The sequence below is a fragment of the Thermoflexus sp. genome, from assembly GCF_042408815.1.
In the GTDB taxonomy this organism is placed as follows: Bacteria; Chloroflexota; Anaerolineae; order Thermoflexales; family Thermoflexaceae; genus Thermoflexus.
The window spans coordinates 19,932-35,167 of record NZ_JBHOQR010000015.1 but is presented as its reverse complement, the minus strand read 5'-3'; the positions used below and the strand labels follow the sequence as shown (position 1 = coordinate 35,167).

The 15,236-nt window shown below is 64.3% G+C and carries 17 protein-coding genes; 7 read left to right on the top strand and 10 right to left on the bottom strand.

The genetic code is table 11. The annotated features are described in order from the left end of the window. Positions 1 to 236: 236 nt before the first annotated feature. Positions 237 to 1,874 carry a long-chain fatty acid--CoA ligase gene (locus ACFMO3_RS05540; RefSeq protein WP_376789441.1) on the top strand — a complete coding sequence of 546 codons (1,638 nt, stop codon included), beginning with the start codon at positions 237 to 239 and terminating at the stop codon, positions 1,872 to 1,874. 156 nt (positions 1,875 to 2,030) lie between these two features. Here ACFMO3_RS05540 and ACFMO3_RS05535 read toward each other — a convergent pair whose 3' ends face one another. The 5 genes from ACFMO3_RS05535 to trmB all read right to left on the bottom strand — a co-directional run bounded on the left by ACFMO3_RS05535 (position 2,031) and on the right by trmB (position 5,165). After that, the gene (locus ACFMO3_RS05535) at positions 2,031 to 2,681 is read right to left on the bottom strand and encodes a nitroreductase family protein (protein ID WP_376789440.1); all 651 of its coding nucleotides are present in this window, start codon (positions 2,679 to 2,681) and stop codon (positions 2,031 to 2,033) included. Further along, on the bottom strand, positions 2,669 to 3,217 hold the full coding sequence (locus ACFMO3_RS05530) for a cob(I)yrinic acid a,c-diamide adenosyltransferase (protein ID WP_376789439.1): 549 nt from the start codon (positions 3,215 to 3,217) through the stop codon (positions 2,669 to 2,671). The genes ACFMO3_RS05535 and ACFMO3_RS05530 overlap by 13 nt, the downstream gene beginning before the upstream one ends. A 12-nt stretch (positions 3,218 to 3,229) precedes the next feature. Beyond that, positions 3,230 to 3,682, bottom strand: a complete 453-nt coding sequence (locus ACFMO3_RS05525) for a divergent PAP2 family protein (RefSeq protein ID WP_376789438.1) — start codon at positions 3,680 to 3,682, stop codon at positions 3,230 to 3,232. A gap of 4 nt (positions 3,683 to 3,686) precedes the next feature. Continuing rightward, entirely contained in the window at positions 3,687 to 3,920 is a 234-nt protein-coding gene (xseB, locus tag ACFMO3_RS05520) for an exodeoxyribonuclease VII small subunit (protein WP_376789437.1), read from the bottom strand. Positions 3,921 to 4,091: 171 nt separating this feature from the next. Further along, complete coding sequence (gene trmB, locus ACFMO3_RS05515; protein WP_376789436.1) at positions 4,092 to 5,165, bottom strand: tRNA (guanosine(46)-N7)-methyltransferase TrmB; 1,074 nt, start codon at positions 5,163 to 5,165, stop codon at positions 4,092 to 4,094. A gap of 272 nt (positions 5,166 to 5,437) precedes the next feature. Here trmB and ACFMO3_RS05510 point away from each other — a divergent pair, with 272 nt between their 5' ends. After that, positions 5,438 to 6,049, top strand: coding sequence for a hypothetical protein (locus ACFMO3_RS05510; protein ID WP_376789435.1), 612 nt, complete (start codon positions 5,438 to 5,440; stop codon positions 6,047 to 6,049). A 52-nt stretch (positions 6,050 to 6,101) separates the two neighbouring features. Here the strand turns inward: ACFMO3_RS05510 and ACFMO3_RS05505 are convergent, their stop codons facing one another. After that, positions 6,102 to 7,202, bottom strand: a complete 1,101-nt coding sequence (locus ACFMO3_RS05505) for an ABC transporter ATP-binding protein (RefSeq protein ID WP_376789434.1) — start codon at positions 7,200 to 7,202, stop codon at positions 6,102 to 6,104. Between the two features lie 254 nt (positions 7,203 to 7,456). Here ACFMO3_RS05505 and pfkA point away from each other — a divergent pair, with 254 nt between their 5' ends. Further along, positions 7,457 to 8,422 (top strand): 6-phosphofructokinase, encoded by a 966-nt coding sequence (gene pfkA / locus ACFMO3_RS05500; protein WP_376789433.1) that lies wholly within the window; start codon positions 7,457 to 7,459, stop codon positions 8,420 to 8,422. Positions 8,423 to 8,531: 109 nt separating this feature from the next. Here pfkA and ACFMO3_RS05495 read toward each other — a convergent pair whose 3' ends face one another. The 4 genes from ACFMO3_RS05495 to folE all read right to left on the bottom strand — a co-directional run bounded on the left by ACFMO3_RS05495 (position 8,532) and on the right by folE (position 11,197). Continuing rightward, entirely contained in the window at positions 8,532 to 9,044 is a 513-nt protein-coding gene (locus tag ACFMO3_RS05495) for a molybdenum cofactor biosynthesis protein B (protein WP_376789432.1), read from the bottom strand. A 122-nt stretch (positions 9,045 to 9,166) separates the two neighbouring features. Beyond that, on the bottom strand, positions 9,167 to 10,117 hold the full coding sequence (locus ACFMO3_RS05490) for a bifunctional oligoribonuclease/PAP phosphatase NrnA (RefSeq protein WP_376789431.1): 951 nt from the start codon (positions 10,115 to 10,117) through the stop codon (positions 9,167 to 9,169). Beyond that, positions 10,107 to 10,472 carry a 30S ribosome-binding factor RbfA gene (gene rbfA / locus ACFMO3_RS05485; RefSeq protein WP_322800755.1) on the bottom strand — a complete coding sequence of 122 codons (366 nt, stop codon included), beginning with the start codon at positions 10,470 to 10,472 and terminating at the stop codon, positions 10,107 to 10,109. Before rbfA ends, ACFMO3_RS05490 begins: the two co-directional genes overlap by 11 nt. A gap of 101 nt (positions 10,473 to 10,573) precedes the next feature. Beyond that, positions 10,574 to 11,197 carry a GTP cyclohydrolase I FolE gene (gene folE, locus ACFMO3_RS05480; protein ID WP_376789430.1) on the bottom strand — a complete coding sequence of 208 codons (624 nt, stop codon included), beginning with the start codon at positions 11,195 to 11,197 and terminating at the stop codon, positions 10,574 to 10,576. 303 nt (positions 11,198 to 11,500) lie between these two features. Here folE and ACFMO3_RS05475 point away from each other — a divergent pair, with 303 nt between their 5' ends. The 4 genes from ACFMO3_RS05475 to ACFMO3_RS05460 all read left to right on the top strand — a co-directional run bounded on the left by ACFMO3_RS05475 (position 11,501) and on the right by ACFMO3_RS05460 (position 15,225). Then, complete coding sequence (locus ACFMO3_RS05475) at positions 11,501 to 11,920, top strand: cytochrome c maturation protein CcmE (RefSeq protein ID WP_376789429.1); 420 nt, start codon at positions 11,501 to 11,503, stop codon at positions 11,918 to 11,920. Between the two features lie 151 nt (positions 11,921 to 12,071). Beyond that, positions 12,072 to 14,078 (top strand): heme lyase CcmF/NrfE family subunit, encoded by a 2,007-nt coding sequence (locus ACFMO3_RS05470; protein ID WP_376789428.1) that lies wholly within the window; start codon positions 12,072 to 12,074, stop codon positions 14,076 to 14,078. Positions 14,079 to 14,170: 92 nt separating this feature from the next. Continuing rightward, entirely contained in the window at positions 14,171 to 14,668 is a 498-nt protein-coding gene (locus ACFMO3_RS05465) for a cytochrome c-type biogenesis protein CcmH (protein WP_376789427.1), read from the top strand. Positions 14,669 to 14,679: 11 nt separating this feature from the next. After that, the gene (locus ACFMO3_RS05460) at positions 14,680 to 15,225 is read left to right on the top strand and encodes a TlpA family protein disulfide reductase (RefSeq protein ID WP_376789426.1); all 546 of its coding nucleotides are present in this window, start codon (positions 14,680 to 14,682) and stop codon (positions 15,223 to 15,225) included. Positions 15,226 to 15,236: the final 11 nt, after the last annotated feature.

Sequence of the window (15,236 nt, the reverse complement as noted above, 5' to 3'; positions counted from 1 at the left end):
CTCCTCTCCTGGCATGGAATCGCCAGGGGCAGTTCTCGAAGCGCGAGGCTCTCTTTAGATTCCAGATCTCCCATGCTCACCCCTGTTGCCCTGTTAGTTTATAGAAAGCCATCCCGACCAGGGGCGCTAGCCCCCTCTGGCGGTCGCGTCCCACAATGGAAGATCCCATCGCCCCTCCGGGAGCTCGGGCAACGTCGGCGAGCTGGTTGGTGCATCCTCTTCAAGAGGAGGAAGCCATGGAAGGTCTGATGATGGACTGGCCCCTCACCCTGCATCATTTCCTGGATCGCGCCGCCCGCCTCTTCCCCCGCAAGGAGATCGCCACCCGCACCGCCGTCGGCATGCACCGCTACACCTACGCCGACTTCTACCGGCGAGTCCATCGCCTGGCCCACGCTCTGAACCGGCTGGGGATCGGGCGGGGCGATCGGGTGGCCACCTTCGCCTGGAACACCTACCGCCACCTGGAGATCTACTTCGCTGCCCCCTGTATGGGTGCCGTCCTTCACACCCTCAATATCCGCCTCGCCCCTGATCAGCTGATTTACATCATCAACCACGCTGAAGACCGCGTGATCTTCGTCGATGCCTCTCTCGCCCCGCTCCTGGAACGCATCCGCGATCGGATCCCTACGGTGAAGGCCTTTGTGATCATGAGCGACACCGGCCCGATCCAGACAACCCTGAGCCCCGCCCTGGACTATGAGGGGCTGATCGCTGAATCCCCGGAGGCGCCTTATCCCTGGCCGCGCCTGGACGAGAACGCGGCTGCCGGCATGTGCTATACCTCGGGGACGACGGGGAACCCCAAGGGCGTGGTCTACAGCCACCGGGCCATCTTCCTGCACTCCATGGCCCTCTGCCTGGCCGACACCTTGGGGATCTGCGAGCGGGATGTCCTGATGCCCGTGGTGCCCATGTTCCACGCCAACGCCTGGGGGATGCCCTTTGCCGGGGTGATGGTGGGCGCCAAGCTGGTCTTCCCGGGGCCCCATCTGCAGCCCCGGGACATCGCAGAGCTGATCCAGAACGAACAGGTGACGGTAACCGCGGGCGTGCCCACCATCTGGATCGGGTTATACAACCTGCTGGAACGGGAGCGTTATGATCTCTCCAGCCTCCGGGTGATGCCGGTGGGCGGATCGGCGATGCCGCGGGCTTTGATCGAGGCCTTCGAGAAACGCTTCGGCATCCGCATCGCTCACGCCTGGGGCATGACGGAGATGACCCCACTGGGCACCGTGGCCAATCTCAAGAGCTACATGGAAAGCTGGCCCGACGAGGAGCGCTTCGCCGTCCGCGCCAAGCAGGGGCTGCCGGTGGTCGGGGTGGAAATCCGGGCGGTGGACGAGCAGGGCCGGGAAGTGCCTTGGGATGGCCGGACCATGGGCGAGCTCCAGGTCCGGGGCCCGTGGGTGATCCGGGCTTACTACAACGATCCGCGCACCGCGGAGGCCTTCCAGGAGGGATGGTTCCGCACCGGGGACGTGGTGACGATCGATCCGGAGGGCTACATTCAGATCGTGGATCGGACGAAAGATCTGATCAAGAGCGGCGGAGAGTGGATTTCCTCGGTGGATCTGGAAAACGCCTTGATGGCCCATCCCAAAGTCCTGGAGGCGACCGTTATCGCCGTGCCCCATCCCAAATGGCAGGAGCGCCCCCTGGCCGTCGTGGTCCCCCGCCCGGAGTTCAAGGAGGACCTCACCAAAGAAGAGCTCATGGAGTTCCTGCGGCCGCGGTTCGCCAAGTGGTGGCTGCCGGATGATATCGTGTTCGTGGAGGCGATCCCCAAGACCAGCGTGGGGAAGTTCGATAAGAAGGTACTGAGGGAGCAGTTCAAGGACTACCGGTTGCCGGAGGGGACTGCCTGATGTAACCACCATCGTTACCGGAACAGGCTCTGGGAGCGAATCAAGAAGCGCCCATCCCCTCTATGCTTTTGTATTTTTGCGGGTGGGGACCGAAGCGCGCCCACCTGCAAAATGTTTTCTGCTCCCTCCTGTCTGAATGAAAAATCCCTGGACGTGTTACCTGAGAGCCTCGATCCATCGGGTGAACGCTTCGATTGGCCGGCGGGATTTCTCTCGTGGCGGCCCCGCTGGGAAGCCGATCAGGATCATCCCTTGAGGCTCCCAATCCGTGGGGAGCCCCAGCGTCTCCTGCACAATCTCCGGACAGAACAGCGGGGCGCAGATCCAGCAGGCCCCCAGGCCCAGGGCGTGGGCCATGAGCAGGATGTTCTGCCCAGCCATGGCCACGCTCTGCACCGCCATGGTTCGCTCCGCTGTTTGGCGCCGCGCATCGGGGTAGCGGTCCATCTCCTGCATCGAGAGGCAGACCACGATCGCCAGCGGGGCAGAGACGATCCGCTCATAAGAGCGAGCGACATCCTCCATGATTCGCTCCTCGGGAACCCCATCCTGACGAAGATCTGCTGTGAGGCGCTCGCCCATTGCCTGGGCTAGCCGGGCTTTCATATGGGCGTCTTCCACCAGCACAAACCGCCATGGCTGACGGTTATGAGCGGAAGGCGCCCAGCGGGCGGCCTCCAGCAAGACCATCGCCCAGGCCCGCGGGATGGGATCCGGGCGATAGCGCCGGACGGAACGTCGGGAGCGGATCTGTTCCAACAGCGTCTGGGCTGTGGAAGGGAGCCCTTCCCGCATCACGGGTTCCATGGGAGATCCTCAACGCCGTGGATGGCGTTGGCCCATCGAGCCAGCATGAACAGGAGATCCGACAGGCGGTTGAGATACGCCAGGATCCAGAGGGGCACCGGCTCCTGCCGGTGAAGCGTCACCACCGCCCGCTCAGCCCGCCGGCAGACCGTGCGGGCGACATGTAGTCCGGCGCTCAAGGGGTGCCCCCCGGGGAGGATGAAGACCCGGGTCGGCCCCGTCACGGCCTCGCACTCATCGATCCACGCTTCGATCTCCGAGATCCGCCCTTCCGGGGGAGGCGGGAGGGCAGGCGCTCGATTCGCGACCGTCGGATCCAGGGCTAGATAACTCCCGATGACGAAGAGGTCCCGCTGGATCTCCCGCAGCCGCTCCGCCCAGGGGGTTGGCAGCTCCATTGCGCTCAGGTAACCCAGCCAGGCATTCAATTCATCCACCGTGCCGTAGGCGGCCACCCGGGGATGATCCTTGGGGACCCGCGTCGGGCCCATCAGCTGCGTGGTGCCATCATCGCCGGTCCGGGTGTAGATCTTCATGTTCTCCCCCTGTTATGGCGCAAGTTGCCACCAGAGCCATGCGATCCCAACCCCCAGCAACGCGCCCACGAACACCTCCATCGGCGTATGGCCGATGAGCTCCTTCAGGCGCTGTTCACTGATGGGGCGGCCCGCGAACACTTCCTCCAAGATCTGGTTAAGGAGGCGGGCCTGGATGCTGGCCGCGCGACGGACCCCCGCGGCGTCATACATCACGATCAAGGCGACGATGGCGCTTATCGCGAAAGCCGTTGAGGTCAGGCCCTCCCGCAATCCCACTGCCGTCGCCATCGCCGAGACCAGGGCGGCGTGGGAGCTGGGCATGCCCCCAGCGCTGACCCACAGCCCCAGATCCAGCCGCCGCCGTCGGGCCCATTCCACCGGAACCTTGGAGGCCTGGGCCACCATCCAGGCCAGAAAGGCCGGCATCAGGATCGGGTTTTGGAAGAGATCGCCGATGGTCATTCCTTCACCCCTCAAACGGGGTCAGGCGGATGGCACCGGATTCATCGCGCTCAAGCAGCTGAACCCGCAGCTGTGCTTCCTGCAGCAATTGCTGGCAGCGATCCGCGAGTGCTCGTCCCCGCTCATAGAGAGCCATCGCTTCCTCGAGAGGAAGCCCCCCGCTCTCCAGGGCGCGCACGATCTGTTCCAGCTCGGACAGCGCCTCTTCGAAGGTGAGCTCGTGGACGGGTTTGTTCATCGGGATCCCCCGCGAAAGGAGATGGGCTCATGTCCAGAAGTCTGAACGATCGAGCTTCCGGCTTCGCACCGGGTCTCCCCCCGGCTAGGTCAGCCGCGGAAGGAGCCCCATCCGGCCCCTAAAGCTCCCGGGAACGCTGGGGGCGGCGTGCCTCTCTTGGAAAGCGCTAGCCTATCCCCGGGATTGTTCTCCGATCGTCGAGGAAAGGATCTGGAGCCCGGGCGTGGCCTCTTCAATGGCGCGGGCGACCGCCTGAACGCCCATCTTCAGGGCCATCGTGGGCCGCAGCCCCCCGATCTCCGCAGGCTGCAGGATCCAGGCTCCTGACCCGTGGGGCTGAAAGCGCAAGGCCACCGTCTCTACCCACGGGCCCTCCGCGATCAGCAGTTCGATCAACAGCCCGTCTCCCTCCACCGGGCGATAGAGCCCTTTCACTCGCCAGATCGTTTCCCCGTCCCGCCAGAGCCGCCCGCGCAGCGTCTCCACGATGCGGGAGAGATCTGGTGTGCCTTTCCAGATCCGATGGGGCATGGCGTCCTCCGGACGCAGCATGCGGGGGAGCGGAGGCGCTGGGGCCGGTCCGCTCCGCCGCCAGATAAAATAAAAACACGTGCGGCCGGCGGCAAGCGCCTTTCGCTCATAGCGGGTCGGCTCCCGATCCGGCAGCGCATGAACCCATGGGGTCTCGAAGATGCTCTCGAGCCCGGGCGTTCCCTTCAGGGCCTCCGCAATCCAGATCGCGTAATCCCCATCGTCGGTTGCGATCAGGAGGGTCCCCCCCGGCTGCAGACGGTGAGCGGCCAGCTGCAGGAAAGCCGGCGTCAACAGCCGTCGATGGTGATGCCGGGCCTTCGGCCATGGATCCGGGAAATTGATATAAACCCCGGTGATGGATTCCGGGGGGAAAAGAAGGGCGAGGGCGGCGAAGGCATCCCCCAGCACCAGGCGAACGTTCTCCACTCCTTCTCGGCGGAGCCGCCTGAGCGTCCATCGGGTTGGCTCCAGAGCCCGCTCCACCCCTACACAGTTGGCCTCCGGCATCCGGCGGGCCAGCCCGATCAGGAAAGCGCCATCGCCGAACCCGAGCTCCACGTGAAGCGGGCCGCTTCGGCCGAAATAGGCGGCCCAGTCTGTGGGCCACGGAAGATATCGCCATTCCAGGAGCCAGCGGGGATCTCCCAGCTGGAACCGTGCGGGGGGGGCTGGAAGAGCGAGGGCCCCTGTGGCTTCACGAGGATCCACCATCGTTACGCGCCCCCTGGGCCGACAAGGATGAGAGCGAGCCGCCCAAAGCGGAGCGGAGTGGATACCGGCTCCACGGGAATTATAAAATAACGGGCGCGATGGGAGGAGGGGGCGAGCCGGGCTTGGGCTGGATAGAATGAAAGCTGGCAGCCTGTGAAAGAAGCCCGTCGGGCATCGAGAGCGAGGGCATGGGGAGACCGTGGGCGGTGAAGACCCCTTTTCAGAATCCGCGAGGTGGGGCGTTCCCAGGGGGAGGCAGGCCGGAGACCGCCATGGCGTGTATGGGATGGCGATGGATCCTGTTGCTCCCACTGATCGCCGCCTGTCGCCCCGCTGAGAGCGCGCGCTATACGATGGACTTCAAGAACGGCGCGCCCGGGTGGCCCCTTTCAGCAGAGGCCCGCTTCACCGTCCGCACCGAGAACGGCCATCTGGTCCTCAGCCTGAAACCCCCTCGCACGGTTGGCTGGGTGCTCTCTCCTTTTTCGTTCCGGGATGGACAGGTGGAGGTCGAGGGCGCTCTGCTGGAGGGGCCGTCCTCTACGGACTATGGGCTGATTCTCCAGGCTGGAGAAGGGCGTTTCTACCGCTTCGCCGTCAGCGCGGACGGCTACTACGGGGTCTTTCTCTACGAACAGGGGAGCTGGCGGATCCTGGTGGATTGGACCATGCATGCCGCCATCCGGACCGGGCGGACCACCAATCACCTGCGGGTCCGTCGCGCAGGCACGGAGATGATCTTCTGGGTCAATGGCATGGAGGTGGCCCGGATTCAGCGTGGAGAGAACGAGGGCGGAGGGCGAGCGGGGGTGAGCATGGGGACCATGGCCTGGGGCAATGCCCGGGTGGCCTTCGATCGGTTTGCCGCGGTGCGGGATCGCTGATTTTGGAGGGGGCAGGCGCCGGCTGGAGCGCCCGCCCCACACCGGGATCGGCTCAGCGGATCGCTCGCTCCGTTTCCGCGTCGAAGAGGTGCATGCGATCCATATCGAAGAACACCCGGATGGTGTTCCCCACCAGAGCGCGGGTCCGCGGATCCACTCGCGCGACAAAAGTCTGACGATCCGCCACCAGGTGAAGGTGAATCTCGCTGCCCATCAGCTCCCGCACATCGACCCGTGCCTGCACTTCGGCGGGGTGTTTAATGGGCGGGGCGAATTCGGGATCATAGATGTGTTCGGGCCGCAGGCCGAAGATCACCCGTCGCCCCACATACGGGCGATACCCAGCGACTCGATCGGGGGGGACCGGCACGCGGAAGGAGCCGGTGTCCACCCAGAGGGCATCCCCATCGGGCACCAGGTGGGCTTCGAAGAAATTCATCGGTGGTGAGCCGATGAATCCTGCCACGAAGAGGTTATCGGGCCGCTCATAGAGGTTCTGGGGCGTATCGATCTGCTGGAGCACCCCATCCTTCATCACGGCGATGCGGGTGCCCATGGTCATCGCTTCGACCTGGTCGTGGGTCACGTAGATGAAGGTCGTCCCCAGCCGCTGATGCAGCTTGATCAGCTCCGCCCGCGTCTGGACCCGCAGCTTGGCATCCAGGTTGGAAAGCGGCTCATCGAACAGGAAGACGGCCGGATCGCGCACGATGGCCCGGGCCACGGCCACCCGCTGGCGCTGGCCGCCTGATAGCTGCCGCGGCTTGCGGTCCAGCAAATGCTCGATCTCCAGCATCCGCGCGGCCTCCCGCACCCGGCGCTCGATTTCCGCTTTGGGAACCTTGCGCATGCGCAGGCCGAAGGCGATGTTGTCATAGACGTTCATGTGGGGGTAGAGGGCGTAGGATTGAAAGACCATCGCGATGTTGCGATCCTTGGGGGGGATCTCCGTCACATCCCGGTCCCCGATGTAGATCCGCCCCTGCGTGACCTCCTCCAGGCCCGCGAGGAGGCGCAGGGTGGTGGTCTTGCCGCATCCTGAGGGGCCAACCAGCACCAGGAATTCCCCATCCGGGATATATAGGGTGAGGTCCTTCACCGCCACTACTTTTCCGAACTGCTTGGTGACGTTCTCAAACGCGACGCTCGCCATGGGCCTTACCCCCTGATAGAAGTCCACCTGCCCGGGATCCGCTGGCTCCGATGCCCGCGGTGAAGAATCAAACCTTATCACCTTATTGTAATCGGATCGGTTCGCCCAGGCAACAGGCCGTTCTGCATCAGCGTAATTCCTTCCGGAACTCTGCCTCCTCGGTTGTTGTCCATCCATCCCGGGAATCCATAAAATGGATATAATGCGTATCTTTGAGAAAATCCTTGCTGGCTGCATCTACGGAGGTAGGCGGAATGCGTTGCCTCGGGGTGATGACGAGCGGAGGGGATGCGCCGGGCATGAACGCCTGCATCCGGGCGGTGGTGCGCACCGCGGCCTACCATGGCGTGAAGGTGCTGGGGATTCGGCGTGGCTTCCAGGGCCTGATCGAAGGGGAGATCGTAGAGCTCCGCCCACGGGATGTGGGGGGCATCATCCAGCGGGGTGGGACCATCCTGCAGACCGCCCGCTCGAAGGAGTTCATGACGGAAGAAGGGCAGCGCAAGGCATTGCGTCGCTTGAATCAGTACGGAATTGAAGGCCTGGTGGTGATCGGGGGCGATGGCTCGATGCGAGGGGCCCTGGCCCTTCACCAGCGCGGCTTCGCCGTGGTAGGGGTTCCAGCTAGCATCGATAACGATATCTGGGGCACCCATATGAGCATCGGGGTCGACACCGCCCTCAACACCATCATTGATGCTATCGATCGGCTACGGGATACGGCCTCCTCGATCGGACGGGCATTTCTCGTGGAAACGATGGGGCGGGATTGCGGATATCTGGCCCTGATTGCGGGGGTGATCGGCGGGGCGGAGATGGTGCTGATCCCGGAACGGGAGACCAGCCTGGAGGAGGTCGCCCGCGCAGTGATGGACGCCTATGAGCGGGGGAAGACCCATGCCCTGATCGTGATCGCCGAAGGGGCGCCTTACCGGACGACGGAGGTCGCCAAGTTCCTGGAGAGCCATCCGATCGGCTTCGACGTGCGCATCACCATCCTGGGTCATATCCAGCGGGGAGGAAGCCCGACGGCCTTTGATCGCTTGCTGGCCACCCGCATGGGGGTGAAGGCCGTGGAAGCCCTGCTGGCCGGAGAGCGCGGGGTGATGACCGCCCTGCAGGGGCGGGAGATCGTGACCATCCCCCTGGAGGAGGTGGTGAAACGCCGGCGGGAGGCCAATCTCAATTATTACGATATGGTGCTGATGCTGGCCCGTTGAGGCGAAATGGTGGTTCCTCCGGGGAGTGGTTCGGATGCTTTCGTCAGGGATGAGGGGAATGGTCCTGGCCCCCACGAACGCCTCAGCGGAAAACGCATCCCCACCGGGCTCAGGCACGAGGGAAATGTTCGGCCGCCGGGCCCGTCTCCCCCCGCAGTATGGCGATGGCATGGGGCAGCACCTTCCCCAGGATCTCCATCGCCTCCCGCACCGCGCGGGGGCTGCCCGGCAGATTGATGATCAAGGTCCGCCCACGAACTCCCGCAACGCCCCGGGAGAGCATGGCGAAAGGGGTCTGCTGGAGGCTGTAGAAGCGCAGCGCCTCGGCGATCCCGGGAGCCTCCCGCTCCAGAAGGGGCCGCGTCGCCTCCGGCGTGAGATCCCGAGGGCCTAGCCCGGTGCCCCCCGTCGTCAGGATCAGATCCAGACCCTCTTCATCACTCCACGACCGCAGGATCTGCTGGATCGCCTCCCGATCATCCGGGACCACCACGTATTGGGCGACGGTCCAACCCATCTGTTCCGTGATTCGCTCCCGGAGGAGCGCCCCGCTCTCATCCGGGTAAATCCCCCGGGCGGCCCGATCGCTGATGGTGAGGATGCCAACCCGAACGGTCTCCATCCCTGAGGCTCCCCGTTTGCGCTCCATAGCGTAAGGGATAACCGAGGGCAGGGCGTCGACCAATGCCTTGCCGGCTCCGTCCCAGCGTTGAGGACGGGCTCAGGGCTCCCTGTGGGTTCCTCCTAACTATCCCGAGCGGCGGCCTTCAGCGCCTTCAAGATCGGGGGAATAGCTTCCTCCAGAGGTCCAGGGAGCAGGCAACCGGCCGCGGGGGGATGCCCCCCTCCGCCGAAGGCCAGGGCCACTCGGGCGACATCGTAGCCGGGCCGAGCCCGCATGCTGACCTCCACCTTCCCATCATCCCGCTCGGTGAACACCGCGGCGATCCGCGCCTCCTCCGCTCCGATAAGAAAACTGGAGAGGCTGAGATCGTTGGCGTGGGTCAGCCCGGCGGCCGCCCGCATCTCCCGGGTGATCACTGTCCAGATCACCCCGTCTTCCATCCGAACCTCCGCCAGCGCCTGCCCGAAGAGGCGGAGGGCGGCCAGGGGGCGGCGGTTGAAGAGGGCATCCACCAGAGCGGGAAGGGAGGCCCCGGCTTCCATCAAGCGGGTCACTTCATGCATAACCCGGGCGTTGACGTTGGCCGTGCGCAGGCCCATGGTATCCCCCACGATGCCGGCCAGCAGGAGGGAGGCCAGCTCCGCATCCATCGTGACCCCCAGGTCCTCGGCGAGCCAGAGCACCATTTCGGACGTCGCCACCGCGGAGGGATCGACCCAATTGATGGTTCCGAAATGGGTGTTGGTGATGTGGTGATCGATGTTCAGCAAGGGGATGCCCTGGAGCTCGGCGAAGGCTTTGCCGAGGCGCCCCGGGTCGCTCGCATCCAGGCTAACCAGGAGATCGAAGGCGCCGTGGGCGACCCGGGCGATTTCCTCTGCGTGGGGGAGAGCTTTCAGACGAGCGGGAAGATCATCATCGCAAAAGGCCTCCGCCGTCTTCCCCAAACGCCGGAGGATCTGCACCAGGCCGATCGCGCTGCTGATGGCATCGGCGTCAGGCGAAACATGGGTCGCCACCGCCACCCGTCGCGCTTCTTTGAGGATGCGCTGAGCCTGCTCACGACTCATCCAGCGGCTGCTCCTTTTCGTGGAGCTTAGAGAGCAATCGTTCGATCCGGTCTGCCCGATCGAAGGTATCATCCCATTTAAAGACGAGATCGGGGATGCGGCGCAGGATCACTCGCCCGGCCAACTCGTGCTTCAGATAACCTTTGGCGTGCTCCAGCCCCGCCAGCACTTCCTCCCGCCGCGCGGGATCCGTGGGCCACGCCGTCACATAAACTTTCGCGATGGTGAGATCCGGCGCCGGCTCCACGGCGGTCACCGTCACCCCGCTAACCCGCGGATCCTTCAATTCGGCGATGAGGGCGCTCAATTCTTCGCGGAGCAATTCCCCGATACGTCGCTGGCGACGTGCTCCCATGGCGGACCTCCAGGGCGTTTGATCCTAACATGGGGACGCGATTTCGTCAATATGCGGGGAACCCTCTAACCGCCCTTCCCCATGCCCCGAAACCCCGGGATTTATATGATTTTCTCCGGCGGCCTCCGGAGGTGGGCCAGCAGCTCGCTCCGGTGTCGGGGATCGGTGCGGAAGACCCCCGTGAGGGCTTGGGTGACCATGCGGGCATGGGATTTGCGAACCCCGCGCATCATCGCGCATAGGTGCGCAGCCTCCACCACGACGGCCACCCCCTGGGGATGCAGCACCGCCTCTAGGAAATCGGCGATCTGCCGGGTCATCCGCTCCTGAACCTGGAGGCGGCGGGCGAAGAGCTCCACTACCCGCGGGATCTTGGATAAGCCGATGATGCGGCCGTTGGGGATATAAGCCACATGGACCCGTCCGTAAAACGGCAGGAGGTGATGCTCACACATGCTATAGAATTCAATGTCCCGCACCAGCACCAGGTCGTTGTCTTCGACCTCAAAGATCGCCCCGTTGATCAGATCCACCGGATCCATCCAGTAACCGGCCAGCACCTCCTGAAGCATCTCCGCTACCCGTGCGGGAGTGCGTCGCAGGCCCTCCCGCTCAGGGTCCTCCCCCAGGGCCGTCAGCAGCTCCCGGATCACCCTGGTCAGCTGGATGGGATCCGGAGGCTGAGCGATTGGTTTCGCTTGCGTGATCCATCCCTGAGGCTCCATTCGCACTTTCCTCCCGCTGGTTGCGCGATTTCTCTGATGTTAATCCGTTTCCTTCCATCTTTTCAACTACGAGCGAGGGGCGGGCGTCTCGAGCGATCGTCATCCCGTGATCAGTAGAATGCGCCCGCCCGCGTGGGGGCGGGGGCTCGGGATCTGGGGAACTCCATAGCCCGGGCCATTCGACCCGTTGTGTCCTTCCCGATGATTTTGGAGGGACATGTCCGGCAAGCGGGGATAGGGACTGGAGGGGACCTGCCTCCTGTGTTAGACTCTGAACAGAACGCTCCGATGAGGAGGACTTCGATGCGCGCCCGGTTCTGGGTCGGGGGAGGGTTGTTGGTCATCGCCCTGGGATTGCTGATCGTCAACGGGCTCCGGAGCGCCTCCCAGTATTACCTGACGGTTTCAGAATTGAAAGCCCGGTCGGAGAGCCTCCAGGGCCGCCCGATCCGCCTTTCGGGGATCGTGGACGGCGGGACCATTCGCTACGATCCGGAAACTCTCTATATCGAGTTCGGTCTGGTGGATCGGGTGGCGGATATCGGGAAGGCCCCGCCGCTCAAGGTGGTCTATAAAGGCGTGAAGCCGGACCTTCTGCAGAACGAAGCGCAGGCCATTGTGGAGGGCACCCTGGGGCCGGATGGCGTGTTCTATGCCCACAACCTCCTCCTCAAGTGCCCCACCCGATATGAGGAGGAGGCGGCAACCGGAGGCTCGCGGTAGGGATCTGGAGATGCCGGCTCGGGCGCCTTCGTCGGGAAATGCTCGTCATGGGGTGGTGATCTATGAATCCTCATCTTGAGCGCTGGCTTCGTCTCGCTCGTGAAGATCCGGGTACGACAGAGCTCGCTTTTGGCGATATGGAGGAAAGCCGATGAGTCTTCTTGGGGAAGGGTTGCTGGATCTGGCCTGGGGTCTGGGCCTGATCGGGACGCTGGTGGCGTTTTATGCGGGATGGCGACGGGAGGCCCGATGGGTGGAGGTGGCCCGGCGCATCGGACAGGTGATGGCGCCGTTGCTCACTATGATGGTGCTGGCCCTGGAGATCGCTCTCCTCACCGATGACTTCCGTCTGGTCTATGTGGCCCAGGTCTCCCGCCAGACCCAGCCGCTCTTCCTGAAGATCACCGCCCTGTGGGGCGGCCAGAACGGCTCCCTGCTCTTCTGGTCCTGGCTGATGAGCCTCTTCCTCTTCGCTGCCATGGCCCGCGCCGATCGCTTCCCCCCCGATATGCTCCCCTATATGATCGGGGTTCTCTTGCTCACCCAGACGTTTTTCCTCCTCCTGAATCGTTTCTTCGCCAATCCCTTCGAGATGTTCCCTGTGCCGCCAGCGGATGGACGAGGGCTGAATCCCTTGCTTCGCCACCCGGGGATGATTGCCCATCCCCCCCTGCTCTACCTAGGGTTTGTGGGCTTCACAGTCCCTTACGCGATTGTGATGGCAGCCCTGATGGCCGGCCGACGGGATGATCGCTGGCTGCGCCTCCTACGGCGGTGGACCCTGGTGGCGTGGCTGTTCCTGAGCCTGGGCCTCTTGGTGGGGGCTCGCTGGGCTTATGATGTGCTGGGCTGGGGCGGTTACTGGGGATGGGATCCGGTGGAGAACGCGGCTTTGCTCCCCTGGCTGACGGGCACGGCCTTTCTGCATTCCGTGATGGTTCAGGAGCGCCGGGGAATGTTGAAGGTGTGGACCTCGTTGCTGATCATCCTCACCTATGCCCTGGTGATCCTGGGGACGTTCATCACGCGCACCGGGGTGATCGCCTCGGTGCACGCCTTTGCCCGTTCTGCGATCGGAGTGCCCTTCCTCATCTACGTCGGGATGGTGCTGGTGGGCTCCCTGATGTTGCTGACCGCGCGCTGGGATCTATTACGGGCGGAGAACCGGGTGGAATCCTGGCTGTCGCGGGAGGCTTTCTTCCTGCTCAACAATTGGCTCTTTTTAGGGATCGCCTTCGCCGTCTTCTGGGGCACGTTCTATCCGATGTTCTCCGAGCTGTTGTTCAACGAGAAGCTGACGGTCGGTCCTCCTTACTACAATCGGGTCACCGGCCCCCTGTTCGGGGCCCTTTACCTGCTGATGGGAGGGATCCCCTTCATCCGCTGGCGGCGGACCCCGGGGGCATCGCTGCGTCTTTCGGTGGGCTCCTCGCTGCTCATGGCCCTGGGCGTGGTCGTCCTCGCCGCCATCGCAGGGATCCGACAACCCTGGGCGCTCCTCGGATTCGGCCTGTGCGCTTTCGCCGGGTGGGGAACCTTGCTGGATTCCGCGCTAAGCGTGGGGGCGCGGCGGCGGGCGACGGGAGAGCCGTGGCCGCTGGCGCTGGTCCGGCTGGTGGCCCGCAACCCGCGGCGATATGGCGGGTATCTGGTTCATCTCGGCGTGATCCTGATCGGCATCGGGGTGATCGGCTCCCAGTTCGATCAGCAAGAAACCCAGCGGACCATAGGGCTGGGCGATTCTCTGGCCTTCGGCGGCTATCGGCTGGTCTACCATGGGATCCGACAATACACGCCGGCGACCGAACCGGATGTGGTGGTCACCGAGGCCTGGGTTCGGGTGTATGATCGCTCGGGTCGGCTGCTGGCCGATCTCTATCCTTATGTGTTGCAATACGAGACCGGGGAAAGCCTGACGCCGCCGGCCCTACGGGCGACGTTGAAAGAGGATCTCTACCTGTTGCTGAGCGGTTGGATGGAGGGCGGCAACCGGGCGACGTTCAAGGTGCTCATCAATCCGCTGGTCTCATGGATCTGGATCGGGGGGATCGTGCTGATCCTGGGCACGCTGGTAGCCGTGTGGCCCCGGCCCGCCCTGGCTCCAGCCCTGGGCGAGATCCGCCCACCGCTGCAACAGAAGCCGGCCCCGATCTCCTAACGATGGGGAAGCCTGAGCGTTCCGGGTCTCAAGCGGGATCACGCGTTTTACCGAAGGCTGGTCTGTCCCGTTTCTCTGGAGGCGATGGTTCAATGTGGGGATCCCGCCTTCTCACGTTGGCGCTCCGCCTTGTCCTCCTGGTTTGGGCCCTGGCCGTCCTTGCCGTAACCCGGCCCGTCGGGGCCCAGACCCCGGCCCCCTCCGTGTCTGATGACGAGGTCAACCGGGTGGCGAAAAAGCTCTATTGCCCGGTGTGCGAGAATGTACCGTTGGATGTCTGCGACACGCCGGCATGTATCCAGTGGAAAGAGGAGATCCGGACGATGTTGGCGGAGGGGCGGAGCGAAAACGAGATCATCGAGTTCTTCGCCACCCGTTATGGGATGCGGGTTCTAGCCGTCCCCCCTCCCCAGGGGATCGGGCTGGGGGTCTGGCTGATCCCGGCGATCGGCCTTCCAGCGGCCGGGCTTTGGCTGGCCCTCCGCCTCGCCCGCTGGCGTCGGCCCGCCCCGACGCCGGAGCCCCCGCCGGAGCCCTCGCTGAATGAGCGCGCCCAGATGCTGGACCGCTGGATCCGGGAGCACTGGTAGGGAGGAGCGACATGCCACGCCGGGGACGGTGGGGCGGGTGGATCGGCCTGGCCGCGGTGGCGCTCTTCCTCGCCCTGCTGGGCTGGGCCTTCATGGAGCGGGGGCGGACGGCTCCGACACAGGGCCCTGCTCCGGATTTTAGCCTTTCTCTCTATGAGGGCTATGACGGTGGGCTCGGGATCCGGGAGTTCCGGCTTCGGGATTGGCGGGGGCACGTCGTGGTGATCAACTTCTGGGCCTCCTGGTGTAAGCCATGCGAAGAGGAGGCGCCCTTGCTGGAGGCCTTGTGGCGGAAATACCGGGATCGGGGGGTGATCTTCGTGGGGGTGGATTATCTGGATACCCCATCGGCAGCAATGCGCTATCTGCAGCGGTTTCAGATCTCCTATCCCAACGGCCTGGATGTAGGCACCCGGATCGCCCGCCTGTATCGCATCACGGGCGTCCCGGAAACCTTCGTGGTGGACTCCCAGGGGCAGGTGATGTTTTACAAAGCAGCGCCGATCCAGCCCGGCGAGCTGGAAGGGGTGATCGAGCGATTGCTCGGTTCGGATTAAGCCGGATTCCG